General features: G+C 37.6%; 17 protein-coding genes. 5 read left to right on the top strand and 12 right to left on the bottom strand.

Annotated elements, in window-relative coordinates; translation table 11 throughout:
- Positions 1 to 32: 32 nt before the first annotated feature.
- The 9 genes from recO to rpoZ form a co-directional block, all read right to left on the bottom strand.
- Entirely contained in the window at positions 33 to 752 is a 720-nt protein-coding gene (gene recO / locus HWV54_RS06015) for a DNA repair protein RecO (RefSeq protein WP_005865708.1), read from the bottom strand.
- 1 nt (position 753) lies between these two features.
- Entirely contained in the window at positions 754 to 1659 is a 906-nt protein-coding gene (gene era / locus HWV54_RS06010; protein ID WP_005865710.1) for a GTPase Era, read from the bottom strand.
- Positions 1652 to 2359 (bottom strand): ribonuclease III, encoded by a 708-nt coding sequence (gene rnc, locus HWV54_RS06005; protein WP_005865712.1) that lies wholly within the window; start codon positions 2357 to 2359, stop codon positions 1652 to 1654. The genes era and rnc overlap by 8 nt, the downstream gene beginning before the upstream one ends.
- Positions 2340 to 3152 carry a signal peptidase I gene (gene lepB / locus HWV54_RS06000; RefSeq protein ID WP_005865713.1) on the bottom strand — a complete coding sequence of 271 codons (813 nt, stop codon included), beginning with the start codon at positions 3150 to 3152 and terminating at the stop codon, positions 2340 to 2342. Before lepB ends, rnc begins: the two co-directional genes overlap by 20 nt.
- 81 nt (positions 3153 to 3233) lie before the next feature.
- Positions 3234 to 3635 carry a holo-ACP synthase gene (gene acpS / locus HWV54_RS05995; protein WP_005865715.1) on the bottom strand — a complete coding sequence of 134 codons (402 nt, stop codon included), beginning with the start codon at positions 3633 to 3635 and terminating at the stop codon, positions 3234 to 3236.
- Positions 3632 to 4234: a DUF2062 domain-containing protein gene (locus HWV54_RS05990; RefSeq protein ID WP_005865717.1), complete on the bottom strand. Its 603-nt coding sequence runs from the start codon at positions 4232 to 4234 to the stop codon at positions 3632 to 3634. Before HWV54_RS05990 ends, acpS begins: the two co-directional genes overlap by 4 nt.
- Before the next feature lie 94 nt (positions 4235 to 4328).
- Positions 4329 to 4907 (bottom strand): orotate phosphoribosyltransferase, encoded by a 579-nt coding sequence (gene pyrE / locus HWV54_RS05985; protein WP_005865718.1) that lies wholly within the window; start codon positions 4905 to 4907, stop codon positions 4329 to 4331.
- Between the two features lie 16 nt (positions 4908 to 4923).
- Positions 4924 to 7149 (bottom strand): RelA/SpoT family protein, encoded by a 2226-nt coding sequence (locus HWV54_RS05980; protein WP_005865720.1) that lies wholly within the window; start codon positions 7147 to 7149, stop codon positions 4924 to 4926.
- Between the two features lie 108 nt (positions 7150 to 7257).
- Positions 7258 to 7656, bottom strand: a complete 399-nt coding sequence (gene rpoZ, locus HWV54_RS05975) for a DNA-directed RNA polymerase subunit omega (protein ID WP_005865722.1) — start codon at positions 7654 to 7656, stop codon at positions 7258 to 7260.
- A 483-nt stretch (positions 7657 to 8139) separates the two neighbouring features.
- Here rpoZ and HWV54_RS05970 point away from each other — a divergent pair, with 483 nt between their 5' ends.
- Positions 8140 to 8808, top strand: a complete 669-nt coding sequence (locus tag HWV54_RS05970; RefSeq protein WP_005865724.1) for a uracil-DNA glycosylase — start codon at positions 8140 to 8142, stop codon at positions 8806 to 8808.
- Positions 8809 to 8869: 61 nt separating this feature from the next.
- On the opposite strand, the gene smpB is transcribed toward HWV54_RS05970, so the two are convergent.
- Together smpB and dapA are read right to left on the bottom strand one after the other, a co-directional pair.
- On the bottom strand, positions 8870 to 9346 hold the full coding sequence (smpB, locus tag HWV54_RS05965; protein WP_005865727.1) for an SsrA-binding protein SmpB: 477 nt from the start codon (positions 9344 to 9346) through the stop codon (positions 8870 to 8872).
- Positions 9347 to 9363: 17 nt separating this feature from the next.
- Positions 9364 to 10248, bottom strand: coding sequence for a 4-hydroxy-tetrahydrodipicolinate synthase (gene dapA, locus HWV54_RS05960; RefSeq protein ID WP_005865729.1), 885 nt, complete (start codon positions 10246 to 10248; stop codon positions 9364 to 9366).
- 231 nt (positions 10249 to 10479) lie between these two features.
- Between dapA and HWV54_RS05955 the strand changes: the two genes are divergently transcribed.
- Positions 10480 to 12585: a lytic transglycosylase domain-containing protein gene (locus tag HWV54_RS05955; protein ID WP_005865731.1), complete on the top strand. Its 2106-nt coding sequence runs from the start codon at positions 10480 to 10482 to the stop codon at positions 12583 to 12585.
- 120 nt (positions 12586 to 12705) lie between these two features.
- Here HWV54_RS05955 and HWV54_RS05950 read toward each other — a convergent pair whose 3' ends face one another.
- Positions 12706 to 13488, bottom strand: a complete 783-nt coding sequence (locus HWV54_RS05950) for an energy transducer TonB family protein (protein WP_005865733.1) — start codon at positions 13486 to 13488, stop codon at positions 12706 to 12708.
- A 245-nt stretch (positions 13489 to 13733) separates the two neighbouring features.
- On the opposite strand from HWV54_RS05950, the gene HWV54_RS05945 reads away from it, so the two are divergent.
- The 3 genes from HWV54_RS05945 to HWV54_RS05935 all read left to right on the top strand — a co-directional run bounded on the left by HWV54_RS05945 (position 13734) and on the right by HWV54_RS05935 (position 18143).
- Positions 13734 to 15911: a TonB-dependent hemoglobin/transferrin/lactoferrin family receptor gene (locus HWV54_RS05945; protein ID WP_005865735.1), complete on the top strand. Its 2178-nt coding sequence runs from the start codon at positions 13734 to 13736 to the stop codon at positions 15909 to 15911.
- A 268-nt stretch (positions 15912 to 16179) separates the two neighbouring features.
- Positions 16180 to 17223 carry a hemin-degrading factor gene (locus HWV54_RS05940; protein ID WP_005865737.1) on the top strand — a complete coding sequence of 348 codons (1044 nt, stop codon included), beginning with the start codon at positions 16180 to 16182 and terminating at the stop codon, positions 17221 to 17223.
- Between the two features lie 17 nt (positions 17224 to 17240).
- Positions 17241 to 18143: a heme/hemin ABC transporter substrate-binding protein gene (locus HWV54_RS05935; protein ID WP_005865739.1), complete on the top strand. Its 903-nt coding sequence runs from the start codon at positions 17241 to 17243 to the stop codon at positions 18141 to 18143.
- Positions 18144 to 18147: the final 4 nt, after the last annotated feature.

The following is an 18147-nucleotide window of genomic DNA, read 5'->3' as shown; positions in this document are numbered from 1 at the left end:
TTAAATTAACAAATTTATGCTTGCATCTAAAATCACCGCTCAAACAATTCTATCAAATTAGTGCGAATTGATGGCTGTTTTATACCCCGTGGTTCCCAGACATGACGCATTAAAAAAAATCCTGTTAAAGCAAAACCATTAATTACGTCACTAAAATCTACAGGCCGAGTCGTTCTTTGCACAAGAAACTGTGGTAGAATTAAAAGCTTTTCTTTCCAAGGACGCCCCACTTCCTCACAAACAGCACGCCCTGATTTTGGTGATACATAACAAAGTTTTTCCAGGCTTCCTGTTACAGCACAACGAGATAAATCAAGGCCAAAACCGAGTTCTTCAAGAAACCGCATTTCAAAGCGTACAAGTAATTCAGCGTTTACAAATCGCTCATCAAAACTCTGCATAAAAAGATGTAAAATATCATATAAAGAGGGATGTGGATCACGCTCAGGAAGAAGACGCAAATGGAACGCTATCAACTGCAAAGCATAAAGCGCCTCTGGTAAAAGTATTAATCGTGCCGCATGAAAATCAAGTGCCTCCAGTCGAAGAAGTCCTAAATGTTCATCTAAACGTGCCCACCATTCAGCCTCAACAAAATTTCCAGGTTGCAGCAGAGCTGCCATACGACGTGAACGTCCCCCTTTTACTATCCCCATATAACGGCCATGCTGACGCGTCATAATTTCGAGAATAACACTTGTTTCACCATATTGGCGTGTACCAAGGATAATGGCTTGTTCTTTCCATTTCATTTTATTTTAGAAAATCCAATCCCATTTCACGATAACGTTCCGGATCGCTGTCCCAATTATCACGCACTTTTACAAAAAGAAAAAGATGAACTTTCTGATCCATGATTTCCATTAATTCTTTACGTGCTGCCTGACCAATCTCCTTAATTGTATCGCCTTTTGCTCCTAAAACAATTTTTTTCTGGCTATCACGCTCTACATAGATAACCTGATTAATTTTAACTGAACCATCTCGGCGTTCTTCCCAGTTCTCTGTTTCAACTGTCGAAGAATAAGGGAGTTCATCGTGAAGGCGAAGAAAAAGTTTTTCGCGCGTAATTTCAGCAGCGAGATGGCGCATGGGCATATCTGAAATTTGATCTTCTGGATAATACCATGGCCCCTTCTGCATCATTGTACTCAACGCGTAAAGCAAATCTTTACAACCAGAACCTTTTAGAGCAGAAATCATAAATGTATGTAAAAATTTTACACGCTCATTAATTTTTGCGGTTAATGCCAAAAGAGATTCTTTAGCAACTGTATCAATCTTATTAAGGACGAGAATCTTATCCTGTTTAACATTTTTGACAATATCTAACATTGTGTAAACATCATCCGAAAGACCACTTTGAACATCAATCAAAACTAAAAGAACATCAGCATTCTTAACGCTTTTCCAAGCAATAGATACCATCGCACGTTCTAATCGCTTGTGAGGACGAAAAACACCTGGAGTGTCTACTAATACAATTTGCGTATTATCATGAATGACAATACCACGGATCAAAGTTCGTGTCGTTTGTACCTTATGCGTTACAATTGAGACCTTTGTTCCAACTAACTGATTAACTAATGTTGATTTTCCAGCATTAGGCATCCCAATAAGTACAACAAAACCAGAACGCGTTTTAATAACGTCATTCATAATCACTTTTTTCCATTGTTTCCCATATACCCTCTCGTCGTAAAATTTTCTCAGCTGCTATTCTTTCGGCGTATCTTTTAGAACTTCCTTGCCCAATTTCTGGAGCAAAACCAGCAATGCTTACTTCTACCATAAAAACAGGATCATGATCTGGACCGGAACGATTTATAACTCGATAATATGGTTGCGCATTGCCTTGCATATGAGCCCATTCCTGTAACTCTGTCTTGGCATCACGTCGACCAGCATCCATTTGTTTTGCCCGATTTTGCCAATATCTTTGAATAAAAGGTCGAACGCTCTCCAACCCCCCATCTAGATACATCACAGCAATCAAAGCTTCTACCACATCAGCATGCATATTAATGAGTCGACGCCCTTCGAAGCTTTTCATCTCAAAACCTACATAGATCATATCAGACAAACCCATTTCTCGTGCAATATCAGCACATGTCCGGGCATTCACCAAACCGTTTAGACGTACCGACAATTCACCTTCACTTGCCTGCGGAAAAAATTGATACAGCATTTCTGCAATCAAAAGTCCCAGAACCCGATCACCTAAAAATTCCAGTCGCTCATAATTCCCCTGTTCCGAATCTTGAACACTAGAATGTGTTAATGCTCTTTTTAATCTCTCTTCATCTTTAAAGCGATGCCCCGTCAGCTTCTCAAGCTGATCAATCATTGGACGCTTCATTATTGATTCCTTGCTTGATAAGCGGCAAATCATGAACAGTATTGATAAAAGAAAACAAACGGTTCCAACGGATATCAAATGGCCAGCGCCAAATCTGCCAAGCACTTGAACCATTACTAATAGAGAAAAAGATTACACTTGCTCGACCAATAAGATTCTCCTCTGGCACATAGCCGACATCCAAACGACTATCGTCTGAATTATCGCGGTTATCCCCCATCATAAAATAATGACCTGATGGAACTTCAAAGACTTTTGTGTCATCAACCTGCGGAATAAACGCTAAATCAAGTGTATCGTAGCTAACACCATTCGGCATAGTCTCACGATAAACGTTAACAGGGTAATTAATCTCTGTTATATCAGAATTATCAATCTTCCCCATAAAGTGGCGTGAAACAGCCTCATCATTAATATAAAGAACACCTTGACGAACTTGTATACGATCACCTGGTAGTCCAACAACGCGTTTTATATAATCAATATTCGGATCACTCGGTAAACGAAACACTACAACATCCCCACGTTGAGGCTGAGATGCCCAAATACGTCCCGAAAAAATAGGAGGAGAAAAGGGAATGGAAAAACGAGAATATCCATATGCATATTTAGAAACAAACAGATAATCTCCCACAAGCAAAGTAGGACGCATAGAACCGGAAGGAATACTGAAAGGCTGAAAAAAAAGTGTACGAATAAGCGCTGCTAAAAACAAAGCTTGTATCAAAACTAAAATAAATTCAAAAATTCCGCCTTTTTCTTCCTTTTTATGCATTTTTTCTTTCTGGATCATTATAGAGCACCTTCCCATCACAGATATAATTCACTTTTTATCATAATGTTCAAATAACAAAAGCACAATCTTCCATAATATCTATCCACGCGGAAGCGCTTCAATAATAACAAATGCCTGCGCCCAAGGAAAATCATCCGTTATGCTCAAATGTATGATGGCTTCATAATAAGGAGGCAATAACTTTTGTAAGTGCATTTGCGCACAATTTGTTAGTTTTATGATTGGTTTTCCGGATGGTAAATTGACTACTCCCATGTCTTTCCAACCTACACCACAAGCGATTCCTGTTCCCAAAGCCTTAGCACATGCTTCTTTGGCAGCAAATCTTTTAGCGTAAGAAGAAGATCTTTTTTGAAGATTTGTAGATTTGATCTGCTCGATGTCGGTAAAAATACGCTGAACAAAACGGTCACCATAACGAATCAACATTTTCTCAATGCGTCTTATATCAATCAGATCATTCCCAAGACCAATAATCATAAGACATCACCTGAATTTCTTTGCCCCAAACGCTTTTTTTTAATAATCTTTTGATACCGCTTTTGTTGAAAACGGACAATAGCCCTGTAGACACCTATATAAGATAAGCCACCAAAAATAAAACCCAAAAGAGTACCACCTAAAATCATTGGTTTCATAATGGAGTCCCATGCACCTTTAAAAAGCTGTGATACATTTGACAACGTCAAGCCACTAAACAAAATTTGAATTTGAGAAAGAGAAATTTCATTTACATTACTAAAAAGCGATAAACAGAAATAGCCTATCTTATAATCGGCCATAATAATCAGCAAAAATGTAAGTGGATTAGAAAAAACCGTTCCAATAATCGCTGCAGCAAAGTTCCCACGCAAAATCCAAGAAAAAAATATTGCTAAAATTATATGCATCCCAAAGAGAGGTGAACAAGCTAAAAAAATACCGATAGAAAAACCTAATGCAACCTTATGCGGTGTTGCTGATATACGCAAAATACGTTTACGTATATAGCAAAATGAACGAGACAATGAACGACGTGGCCATAACCAAAGTCGAATACGCTTTATAAAATCTACTGGTTCTCGACGACGAAAAAGCATATGACTCTCAACATACATCTTGTGATAATGAAATAATCCGTGTGATTCAAATTAATTTCCCCAAGCTTTTGCACAAAAAAAAACAGAAAAACAATTAAATATTTCGACTTCCTGGCTTGATCGCCGGAAGCATAGCAAGTTCAGCAGGGAGTGCATCACTAGCATAAGATGCTATCTCATATTCAGCAAGTGCAATCAATGGAACTCCGACATCAACCTTACCGCCAGAACGATCAAGGATACACGCACTTGCTACCACATCTGCTTCTGCTGCAACTAAAGCTTCAACTGTCTCACGTATGGAGAGCCCTGTCGTTACAATATCTTCAACAATCACAACCCGCGCACCTTTCTTAATTTCAAAACGTCGTAACTGAAATACACCATTTACACGTTCTACCCAAAGAGAAGGAATACCAAGGTGACGTGAAGTTTCATACGAGGGGATAAGGCCTCCAATTGCGGGACCAACTACATAATCAATTTTTCCCGTGATAGATTTTTTGATTTTTTCAGCCAATCCACAACATAACTTTTCCGTTAAGTCAGCATGCATGAATACTTTCGCCTTTTGCATATAAATAGCACTATGACGGCCTGATGTTAAAATAAAATGCCCTTCCAAAATAGCATCTGCTTGCTTAAAAATATCAATTACATCTTGTGTATTCATCGCAAAATCTCTCTTTTTATCCATGAACCCGCCGTACTGCACTAACCGAACCAGCCTCTTTTAATTGAGAAAAAATACGATTCAAATGTTTTAAATCCCAAACTTCTAGATCAATCATAATTTCTGTAAAATCTGGCGCTATATGGACAAAAGATAAATTTTGGATATTAGCATCATTGGCAGAAATTACTTGTGTAATTTCAGCTAAAGAGCCAGGGTTATTGACAGCCAAAATATTAATCCGAGCAGGAAAACGTTCACTCATTTGAGCATCAATATCCCAACGGACATCAATCCATCGTTCTGGCTGATCATCATACGCCATCAAAGCTGAAGACTGTATTGGATATATAACAATCCCTGCTCCTGGTTGCATAATGCCAACAATTCGATCTCCGGGTACTGCTCCTTCAGGAGAAAATTGCACAGGAATATCTCCACGGGTTCCTCGAATAGGTAATGCTTTGGATTGATGCTTCACCATAGTTGCCTCTTTTTCATTTTCTGGAACTTTAAAAATCATACCTTGTGCATTTTCAATGTTAAACCAGCCTTCTTCCCCAGACTTAAAAGTCGACTTTTGTACTATACGATGATCTTGATAATCAGGATAAACCGCTTTCATCACATCAGCTGAAAGTAGTTCACCACGCCCAACAGCGGCCAATACATCTTCTACATCTTTGCGTGCCAAACGCGGCAAAACTTGTTTCACAATATCTTTTGAAAATTGTTTTCCCATATATTCAAACGAACGTTCGAGTATACGATATCCCAAACCTGAATATTGCTTACGTACTGCTGCCCGAGTTGCTCTACGAATGGCTGAACGTGCTTTCCCGGTTACAACCAGAAATTCCCACGCTGCTGGCGGAACTTGAGCTTGTGAACGTATAATATCAACTTCATCACCATTTTTTAATTTAGTTATCAAAGGCATAATGCGACCATTGATTTTTACTCCTACACAAGAATCACCAATGTCAGTATGGACTGCATAAGCAAAATCAATAGGTGTTGCACCTTTTGGAAACGCAATCAATCGGCCTTTTGGAGTAAAACAGAAAACTTGATCTTGAAAAAGTTCAAGCTTTGTATGTTCTAAAAATTCTTCTGGATTGTCTCCATCTGATAAAGATTGAATCGTTTGTCGTAGCCATGCATAGGCATTGGTTTCGTTTGATAACCTCGAAGCAGAATAATTAGAACCTTGATCTTTATAAATGGAATGTGCCGCAACACCATATTCAGCAATTTCATCCATAGCAGCAGTTCTAATTTGCAGTTCAACACGTTGTCTCGATGGTCCCACAATCGTTGTGTGAATAGAACGGTAATCGTTCTGCTTTGGTATAGAAATATAATCTTTAAAACGACCAGGTACCATTGGCCACATCGTGTGAATAACACCAAGAGCACGATAACAATCATTCACTGTTTCAACAATCACGCGAAATCCAAAAATATCGGATAATTGTTCAAAAGAGAGTGCCTTACTTTCCATTTTGCGAAAAACGGAATAAGATTTTTTCTGACGACTTTTAACATCCGCTTTAATGCCATGCTCGAAAAAAAGTTTTGTCAATTCGTTTTCAATAGTGGAAAGCAAATCACGATTACGTTTTGATAACTCAGAAAGGCGATTAGTAATCGTACGATAACCTTCTGGATTTAAATAAAAGAAAGAAAGATCTTCTAACTCCTCACGCATATCCTGCATACCCATGCGGCCAGCAAGTGGTGCATAAATATCCATTGTCTCCTCAGCAATTCGCCGACGCTTATCATCACGCATAACACCAAGCGTACGCATATTATGAAGACGATCAGCAAGTTTGACTAAAAGAACACGGACATCATCAGAAATGGCGATAAGAAGCTTACGAAGATTTTCCGCTTGTACTGCTTTCTTCGATACAAGATCAAGCTTATTAAGTTTTGTAAGCCCTTCAACCAACTTACCGATTTCAGATCCGAAAAGTTGATCAATTTCTGCTCGTGTAGCGCTTGTATCTTCAATCGTATCATGTAAAAGAGCAACAGCAATTGTCGCTTCATCCAACCGCATATCTGTCAAAATAGCGGCTACTTCTAAAGGATGAGAAAAATAAAGATCACCTGAAGCACGCTTCTGATGACTATGCTTGCGCATTGCATAATCGTAGGCTTTATTTAACAAAGCCTCATCCACGTCAGACTTGTAACGTTGAACACGCCAAACAAGTTCACACTGACGCATCATACGAGCATATCCTTTATTTTCTCACAACCTAACCCTTATTCAAAAAGACGGAAAAATCCCTTACCGCATAATAGCGTACATCCATTACCACAATATAAATCACCGCAGTTAATAATCGTCGTTTTTCTCTGGAACAACTAAACCTTCGATACCTGCTAAAAGATCTTCTTCCGACATATAATCAAACGAACAACCCTCTTCTTCCGATGATGTACCAAAAATATTTTCAGATTCATCCAAATGAGAAATATATTCATTTACTATTTCTGGCTCATCTACCTCCACATGCTTCTGCAACGAATGAATAAGATCTTCTTTCAAATCAGCAGGAGATAATGTTTCTTCTGCTATTTCACGCAAAGCAACAACAGGATTTTTATCATTATCACGATCAACCGTAATCTGTGCACCCTGTGAAATCTGTCGCGCCCGATGCCCAGCTAAAAGCACCAACTCAAAGCGGTTATCGACTTTATCAATACAATCCTCTACCGTTACGCGGGCCATCTATGCTTCTTTCTTAAAGATTAAAAAAATTCCTAACAGGTGTAGAGTATATACAATAAACAAAATAAAACACAAGAAAAACAATGCAGACTTTGATATTTTTTGCTTCAAGAGCATATTTAAAAACTTTTGGGAATCTTTATATAGAGTGTATAACTTGCCCAAGTCAATCGTCAGTACAACTCTAAAATAAAAAGCTCCATACGTGCTGAATTCAAACAAAAAAGTACATTCACTTGTTCAAACTTTTCTTCAATTTTGATGAATTCATTCTTTAAAAATAAGAGATTTTATCCTATTAAACCTCGCATTTACCCCTAACCTTATTTATTAAAAAACCAATGAACATTTGTTTCTCTTTGGAAAACAATCAGCAATCTTTTATGTTAAATTATGTTTTAAATAACTTTATAGTTGTTTACAAAAATATGACCCGTCATATAATTCAAAAGAATTTTTATAAAAAATGTTTAATGCCTACCTATGAATAGCCAATTAATATCGTTGTGCCCAGAACCATCACAAAATTGCAATTTATGTCCACGCTTGCACAAATTTATTTCTGACTGGCGCATCAAAGAGCCGAGCTGGCATAATGCACCAGTACGTCCATTCTTTCCCTATAAAGGCGCAATCACAACGCGCCTTCTCATTGTTGGTCTTGCACCTGGTTTACGTGGAGCAAATCGAACTGGACGCCCGTTCACTGGGGATTATGCTGGGCACTTGCTTTATTCCACTTTAAAAAAGTTTGGTTTTGCCCAAGGCACCTTTGAAGAAAGAGTAGATGACAGTCTTGAGTTGATTGATGCAGCAATTGTTAACTCAGTTCGTTGTGTTCCTCCAGAAAATAAACCAACTAGTGCAGAAATTAACACTTGCCGATATTTTTTTTCGCCTCTTTTAACAAATCTTCCAAAACTTAAAGCTGTTATTACCTTAGGCTCCATTGCACATCATTCAACACTCCGTGCCCTCAATGCAAAAATTTTGGCCCATCCTTTTGGCCATGGAAAAATAAACAATATTGGTAGATTACGCATTTTTTCGAGCTATCACTGCTCACGTTATAACACCAATACTGGTCGCTTAACCGACACCATGTTCCATCAAATTTTTCAAGCAGCAAGAATATACCTGGATCAATGCTGAAATCTCTTTAGCAGTACTATAAATTAGCAGTACTATAAAAAGGATATACAAACCAATCTGTTTATCCATATCTTTTTAAAAGTCTTGCTTTTTCACGTCCCCAATCACGTTTCTTTTCTGTCTCGCGCTTATCATGAAGTTTCTTCCCACGTGCCAGAGCAATTTCTAACTTAGCACGCCCTTTTTCATTAAAATAAAGTTTGAGAGGAACAAGTGTCATTCCTTCACGAGAAGTCGCGTTAAAAAAACGTGCCATTTCACGTCTTGAAATTAATAACTTACGCAAACGACGTGGCTCATGATTAAAACGATTAGCTTGTGTATATTCAGGAATATAGCTATTCACTAACCATAACTCCCCATTTTCAAAGCTAGCATAACTTTCAGCAATATTCGCATGATTAGAGCGCAAAGACTTTACCTCAGCTCCTTGTAATACCAGTCCTACCTCAAGATTATCGATAATTTCATAATTAAAACGAGCTTTACGATTATCAGCAATTATTTTTCGTACTGGTGAAATCCTTTTTTTATTCATGGTTATGTTATATCATTTTATTCTTTAAGCAAGCCTGCATGACGTAGAGCCGCATCAATAATCTTCTTTGTGGTATCTGCTAATGGAACAATCGGTGAGCGAACAGTACTACCACAAATCCCTAATTTTTGAGCAGCATACTTAATACCTGCGGGACTGGGTTCAATAAATACTGCACGATTGAGAGGCATTAAACGATCATTTAATTCGCGTGCTGTCTTATAATCGTTACGCAAACAAGCAGCCTGAAGCTCTGTACATAACTTTGGAGCAACATTGGATGAAACAGAAATACATCCTACACCTCCATGCGCATTAAAACCTAATGCTGTACAATCATCACCGGAAAGCTGCACAAAATCCTTGCCACACTTCTCACGTTGTTCACTAACACGCTCAATTTTGCTCGTTGCATCCTTAATACCAATAATATTTTTAAAATCTCGACAAAGATCTCTCATAGTTTCTACAGCCATATCGATAACAGAACGACCGGGAATATTGTAAATTATAATAGGTATAGAAATAGCTTTCGCAATGGAAGAAAAATGGGTGTATAAACCAGACTGATTAGGTTTGTTATAATAAGGAGTGACAACCAAAACCGCATCTGCACCTACTTTTTGCGCATATTGCGCAAGCTCTACAGCTTCACTTGTGCTATTTGATCCTGCTCCAGCAATAACAGAAACACGCTTCGCAACTTGCTCAACACATAATTCTATAACCCTTTTATGTTCTTCATGACTTAAAGTGGGTGATTCACCCGTTGTCCCAACAGGGCTTACACCGTTAATACCTTGTGCAATCTGCCATTCAACAAAATTGCAAAACGTTTTCTCATCAATAGCCCCCTCATTATCAAACGGTGTGATAAGCGCAGTCACAGCTCCCTTAAGCATGATAAACTCCCTGTAATGTTCTCTTTATTTAATTACCCAATAATAGAGCATAATCTTGCTCTCTTATTGAAGCAAGATGAATTTCACAATAACTCTCACAAGAATTTAACATATACTCCTTCAATTCCGAACATTGTCTTTAAAATATCAAGCTTACATTAACCCGTTTTTCATGCTTCTATTCTAAAAATTCTTGAGTATTTTCCAAAACTAGGTCTCAAGGTTTTTTTCATGCGTGCATCTTCTGCTCTCTTTTTTGTACAAACCTTTACTGTATTTACATTGGCAACAACAATTTTATTTTCAAATGCATGTGCACAAACACTCCTTTTGCACAGTAAAGTACCAATTCCTTTGGCTCGCCCCACTTCTTTTGTCATAAAAAAAGAAACTCAGAAACTTCTTAAACAGTTTCATACGACAACCCACAGTTCTTCTACGCTCAATCGCAATTCTTCTCTCAAGCAACTTAAAGTTGGGTTAGATGCACTTTTAAACAACAATATTGCAAAAACAATAAATCTTCGTAATTCACTGGAAAAGAATAGCCTTGACCGACATATTTTGACATGGGCAATCGGTATATCAAGCCAAGATAATATACCAAGCTCTGAAATATTCATTGCAATCAAAGAGCTAAAAGGATGGCCAGGAATAGATATTATGCAACGTAATGCTGAACGTGCTTTTATCAATGAAACCAATTTCACACACGTAATCCTTCAAAAATTTTCTCGTCATCCCCCCTTAACAGCACAAGGTATGGCTCTATTCGCTAAAGCACTTATTGCAACTGGACAAATCGCCCGCGCTCGACAGATCATTGCACCATGGTGGCATAAAGCAAAGCTCAATGCAAAAGAAGAAGAACTTATTCTTAAAAATGCAAGTACTACCTTAAAACCTATCGATCATTTGAAACGCATGCAATTCATGCTTTATGCTCATCACTTCGATTCAGCTGAACGCGTTGCAAAATTAGCCCATGCTCAATCTCTTTTTAACGCTTTTGTGGCCGTTGAAAATAATGATCCTAGAGTCATGCAAAAATTACGTGCTGTGGAGCGATCATGGCAAAAAGATCCTCTCTTACAATTCGCTCAAATTCGCCATCTTAGACGAACTGGACAATATGATGCAGCTGCAACACTCATGATGAGCACATCAAAAGATGTATTACGTCTTATGAACCCTCATGCATTGTGGAAAGAGCGACGTGCCCTTTCTCGAGAAATGATCGATTTAAACAAACCTAAAAATGCTTATCAACTCGTTACTATGCACAATGATATGGCATCGTTATTAGCAGTAGATGCTGAATTTCATGCAGGATGGTATGCGCTCCGATTTCTTCACAATCCCAAATTGGCAATGCACCATTTTTCACGTATTCCCCAATTATCTTCTGCACCTCTTTCTGCATCCCGTGGATATTATTGGATGGGACGAACAGCAGAAACTCTAGGTGAACATAAAAATGCTCAGAATTATTTTCATCGTGCAGCGCATTTCGGTGCAACTTATTATGGTCAATTAGCAGCTTCACGACTTAACAAAAAAAAGCTCGAAATTTCTTTTCCAAAGCCAACAGCCACTGAACGACAACGTTTTAGAGAACGAGAAGCCATTAAAGCAATTCAACGCCTTGAAGCAGCCGGCTACGCTAATTTAGCTAAATTTTTTTATAGAGAACTCAGCAAAAAAATAGAAAGTCCTGGTGAGTTAGCTCTTCTAGCTATGATGGCAGAAAAGAAAGGCGACTATCATACCAGCCTTAAAATCGGAAAAACTGCTATTTTTCAAGGTAAAAATGTTGGTGCACTTTCCCATCCTGTAGGTGCTATACCAACCTCTGTAAATGTTTCTGGTGCAAAACAAGCGCTTGTTTATGCCATTGCACGTCAAGAAAGTGAATTTAATCCAACAGCCATATCAAAAGCAGGTGCACAAGGCATACTCCAATTACTACCTACCACAGCAAAAACACTTGCAAAAAAGTATTCGATTACATGGTCACCAAAAAAATTAAACAGTGATGCCAGTTATAACGCTACATTAGGCGCCTATTTTCTAAACGAACAATTAGAACGTTTTAATGGATCCTATATACTGACTCTTATTGGTTATAATGCAGGTTCCCGCCGTGTTGATGAATGGATAAAACGCTATGGTGATCCTCGAGGGAAATCTCTGGATAAAGTCATCGACTGGATTGAACGTATTCCCTATACAGAAACACGTAATTACGTGATGCGTGTTATGGAAAATTATGGGGTTTATAAAGCAAGACTGACTGGAAAAACAGATATACAAGCCGATCTTCTTGCTGGCCGATGAAAATAATACGAACTCGATCCATCTTAAAGTCGTTCATTCTTGTTTTTCAATACATAAACCACAATATTGTAGCAATTATCAACATAAGATATGGAAAAATTAACCAACTTCCCCTGAAAATCAGCTAAATATCAATGATACTCTTATAATTTTGTTGACTTTTGATAGAGGTGGGGGAGGAAAAGAGCCCGCACGTTGAAGTGCTGCCATAGCTAACCGATCAAGTTTAGGATCACCACTAGAGACCATAACACGGCTAGAAGAAATACTCCCCTGCTTACTCACTTTAAATTCTAACGTTACCGTTCCTTTTGTGCGACTGACACGCTGTTTCACAACATATTTTTTTTGCCTTTCTAATTGCGCCTGTATCTTTGCCAACCATTCTATTAACAACATATCTTCACGTGCTGCTGCATCACCGCCTTGACTGATGGTAGATGGACGCGCCATTTTTATAGTAGACTGTTTTACCATAGTTTTTGATATCGGTATCATTTCTTTGGCAAACGCTTTATGTTCTGCCTTTTGTGGTAAAGGTTCTTCCAAAGACTTGATAATCTCAAACTCATCTTTTTTTACAGTATGCTGAAGCTCTTCTGGTTTAACCTCATCCACTGCTTCTAACATTTCTGCCTCTTGCCCTGAAAAATCAGGCTGAAACACTTCTAGCTCTGTACTAGTATTGGATAATTCTGTATCAATATCTGGCGAATTTATATCAACATCCGGATAGAGAATCTCTTGAGAAAAAGTCAGCATAATCGGGGATGAGAGTGTGCCACTACTTACACCAATACTGTAGAAGTAAAACTGTGCTCCCAATGCTATATGCAAAGAGAAAGCACAAATAAACCCACCAACCCAAAGAGCTAATAATCGTCTCATATTTGCAAAAATCATAGTTTCTTTTGCTGCTATTCTAAACTTAATATTGGTGCTCAACTTTATTAAAACAGGCTACTTTAAAATTGCAACTTTTTTCTTGACTGATTTTATCATGTTTAATATGGTTTCACCATAGTTTTGTACTGAAAACAAATTGCCTTTGCTTGGCTGGTTAATTTATCATCGACGAGTCGAGCGTTCTTGTATGTAAAGTTTCAAACTAGAGAGGGGATCGTTTTAAGAAAAGGTTATGATGTGTTATGCGAATAAGACGAGAAAATATCCATAAGAGCTATATAATTTTAAGTGCGTTGTCAGTCTGTATACCTTCATTTGTTTTTGCGCAGAACAGCAATAAAGATGCTGTAACTGAGCTTAAACCGATTGTCATTAAAGGAAAGAAAATAGAGGATGCTTCAAGTTCAGCAACCATTCTGACTAATCGTATCACTGCTAAGGATATTAGTAACAAACAAATAAGTGATGTTCATGATGTTAATCGTCTTGATCCATCTATAACCTATAATACAAATAAGAACAGTTTTGTGCTTCGTGGTTTAGACGCAGACCGTGTTCTTACAACGATAGATGGCATTGTTCTTCCATGGGTTTCAGATATAGTACGGGGAAACAGTGGAAACACAACGTTTGACTTTGAAGCACTTTCCATGCTTGATATTATTCAAGGATCGGATTCTAGTCTTTATGGATCTGGTGCTCTAGGAGGCGTTATTGCTTTGCGCACTCTTAACCCTGAAGACCTTGTTACTGACGGAAAGAATTGGGGAAGTCTTATAAAAAGCAGTTATCATTCTGTGGATAACAGTTGGCGTGTAAATCAAGCTTTTGCTGTACGTAATTACCAAACATTTTTTCTTTTCCAAGGATCTTATGTAGAAGGTCATGAGCGCAAAAATATGGGAACCGTAGATGGTTATGAAGAACGCACACGTAAAAATCCCGCTCAATTTGACCAGAATAATTTGCTTTTTAAAATTCACCAATATTTTAATGATAACCACCGGCTTGGTTTTACAGCAGAACGTTTTGGCTATAATAGAACCACACATTCATTGAATGCATCTACAAGATATGCCCTGGGTTCCGTTTATGATCAAGACCTTAAACACCGTGAGCGTTTTTCTCTTTCTTACGACTATAACAGCAATGGACATACACTTTTTGATGCGTTTCGCGGACAGCTTTATTGGCAAAAACAGTCAAATAATCACATTATGAGTGGGTTTCGTGTTAAAGCACCGAAAGGAGATTATTTGAGAGATAATTTAGTGCGTGATACCAATTATGGTTTTAATGCTTATGCTCTCAAAACGCTACATATTGGTTTGGAAAGCCATACATTAAAGTTTGCTACTAATATTTTATTATCTAAATTCCACCATTATATGTTTGGTAAAGACAATTGTCATTTGAAGGAAAATGTATACGCTTGCGCCTTTTTACCTGCTAATCAATCAGATTCACCAGATACGAATAGCTACAGTTTTGGTTTTGGTTTTGAAGATGAAATTAGTTTAGCTGATAACCGTTTCCGTATAACATCTGGAATTCGTTATGATTGGTATAAACACTTTCCTCAAAAAACGTCCTCCTATGAAAAAGCTCTCATTTCTGATAAACAACCTTCCGAAAGAAAGGGTTCACGTTTTTCTCCTAAATTACGCATGGAATGGGATGTTCATGATCAAATGACATTTTATGCCCAATGGGCTCAAGCTTTTCGCGTACCACGTGTTTCAGAACTCTACCTTTCTTATATCAAACCATCTCTTTATTATGTGAAAGGGAATCCCGATCTTAAGCCTGAAACAAGCAATGGATATGATGTTGGTGTACGGTATGGGAATGCAAATTTTGGTGGTTCGCTAAGTGTTTTTGCTAATCAATACAAAAACTTCATAGATACCATAGATAAAGGCCCATCAGAAGAATTTAAATTCGCACGTCGACATTATATAAATCGTTCACGCGTCCGTATTTTGGGTGCTGAAGCAAAAGTACATTTAGCTCTTCATAGAGGGTTCCATGGTAATTTTTCCCTTTCTTATTCGCAAGGAAAAGATCTTGACAAAAATGAAGCTCTTAATTCAATTCCAGCTTTGAAAGCGGTTATCGGTTTGGGATATACGCAAGAAACTTGGGGAACGGATGCTATATTTACTTTAGCAGCTAAACGCGACAAAGTTGCTGAAGAATCTGACTACCAAAAAATTCCAGGATATAAAATTGTCGATATATCAGGGTGGTGGAAACCGTTTGGTGAAAAAGGACCCGTTATAAGAGCTGGTATTTATAACCTTTTCAATAAAAAATATTGGAATGTATCAGATCTTCCTTCTGCTGATAATACAATACCAAAGGATTATTATAGTCAGCCGGGTCGTAATTTGAAAGTGTCGTTTGTTCAAAAGTTTTAGTCATTTCTGTTAACCATTGGGTCAATGTGAAATTGTATCGGTAAAAGGATGAGTTATTGTGTTTCTACTCTCATTGTTCTTTAATCACAAAGACTTGCAAAAAAAGCATTCACTATTCCAGGTTTACCAGTTTTTGGTTGCTCTGCTGTTGATAATAAGAGTTTATTTGGTGATGGATTGAACCGTTCGTTGAGAACGGTTTAACCTATTCTTTTGGAATTGTAAAATTTTAAAGGTTAACTCTCGAAAGTAACATTAAGGAAAGTGTATGTCGTATACAACCGAGGTGATTATTCGTTTGCGTGAAGAAAAAAAAGAGATGCGAGATCGTGATTTTGCAGTCTCTATTGGTATATCTGAAGCAGAACTTCTTGCTGCCTATTGTACAATTGGAAAAGCAAAAAGACTAAAAGCTGCTGTTACTACTCTCTTAGAAAATGCTCCTCGACTTGGGACAGTAATGGCATTGACTCGTAATGAATATGCTGTTCACGAAATAACAGGAAGTTTTGGAAAAATTGTTCAAAATCAGCATATCCCTATCACACTTGGTGAAATCGACTTGCGTATTTTTTCAAAACAATGGCAATTCGGTTTTGAGCATGACGTAATTATTCTTGGAAAGCCTACAAAAAGTCTGCAATTCTTTGATCAATATGGTGTTGCTATCTTAAAAATCTATTCTAAAGATACCACGAATATGGAAGAATGGGGTAAACTTGTTGAAAAATTGCTTCATGAAGATCAGTCATCTGCTCTTAATATTCTTCCTGCTTCTATTCCAATTCAACCTGATACTAAAGAATTTGATGTGGAACAGTTTCGCAACCGTTGGCGGAAAATAACTGATGTACACCAACTCCATAAGATTATTTCTGAGTTTCAAATTAATCGATATGATGCTGTAAAATATGTTGGTCGTGAATTTGCCAATGAATTAAAAATAGAAGCCGTTGAAATGATGCTTAAGAAAGTCGCAGAGCAGGAAATACCTATTATGTGCTTTGTTGGTAACAGAGGATGTCTTCAAATTTTTAGCGGACAAGTAAAAAATATTAAGCAGACAGGTCCGTGGCTAAATGTTCTTGATTCAAAATTTGACCTGCATTTACTCATTTCCGGTATAGAAAGCGTATGGCATGTCCGCAAACCTATTAGTGATGGTTATGTAAGTTCACTTGAAGTTTTCGATAAAAATGGTGAAATGATTGTTCAATTCTTTGGTATGCGAAAGGAAGGTCAAAAAGAACGTGAAGATTGGCGCTTATTATTGCGAAATCTTTCTCCATGTCAAGAAGCAGTGAGTGCATAGAAAGGTAAGGTCGAACCATGGTTACACTTTTTTTGTGTAGACTATCAGGTATTTTTTTTGTTTTTATACTACTTTTTCTTCCTAGTTTTTCTCAACTAGCAATCGCTGAACCTACAACACATTTTTCTGAAAATGCACGAATCGTTTCTATTGGTGGTTCTCTTACAGAAATCGTTTATGCATTAGGAGCTCAAGATCAACTTGTAGCTCGTGATAGTACAAGCGTTTATCCGCAAGAAGCACTCAAACTACCTGTACTTGGATATATGCGTGCTCTGTCACCTGAAGGCGTTTTATCACTTGCTCCTGAAGGCATTTTACTTGTTGAAGGAAGTGGTCCTGCTTCAACAATTGATATTCTTAAAAAAACTTCTATTCCTATAGTGATCGTACCAGAAAACTATTCTCGTGAAAGTGTTATAGAAAAGATTCGCATTGTTGGTAAAGCCATTCACCGTGAAGCACAAGCAGCTGCATTAATTGAAAAAGTAAGCCGTGATTTTGTAGACAATGACGCACTTTTATCAAAAGTAACAAAACAAAAACGTGTTCTTTTTGTTCTATCCGTACAAAATGACCGTGTTATGGCGTCTGGAATAGATACAGCTGCCGATGGTATGATAAAGCTTTCAGGTGGTATCAACGCCATCACTGATTACAAAGGGTACAAATTACTAAATAGTGAAGCGTTATTGAAATCAAACCCGGATGTTATTTTACTTGTAAAGCATGATGGGAAATCTACTAACCTTGAAAAGATTTTAGCTATACCAGCAGTTCAAGCAACAAATGCTGCAAAAAATCATGCTATTAAACAGATGGATGCTATGTATCTTTTAGGATTTGGTCCACGTACTGCAGACGCATCGAGAGAACTTATTAATATACTTTATGGTGAAAAACAAAATGGTAAGAGCTGATAGA

This window comes from Bartonella alsatica, assembly GCF_013388295.1.
Lineage (GTDB): Bacteria > Pseudomonadota > Alphaproteobacteria > Rhizobiales > Rhizobiaceae > Bartonella > Bartonella alsatica.
Note: the sequence above shows the minus strand (reverse complement) of the source record. Positions and strands in the feature narration are given on the sequence as shown.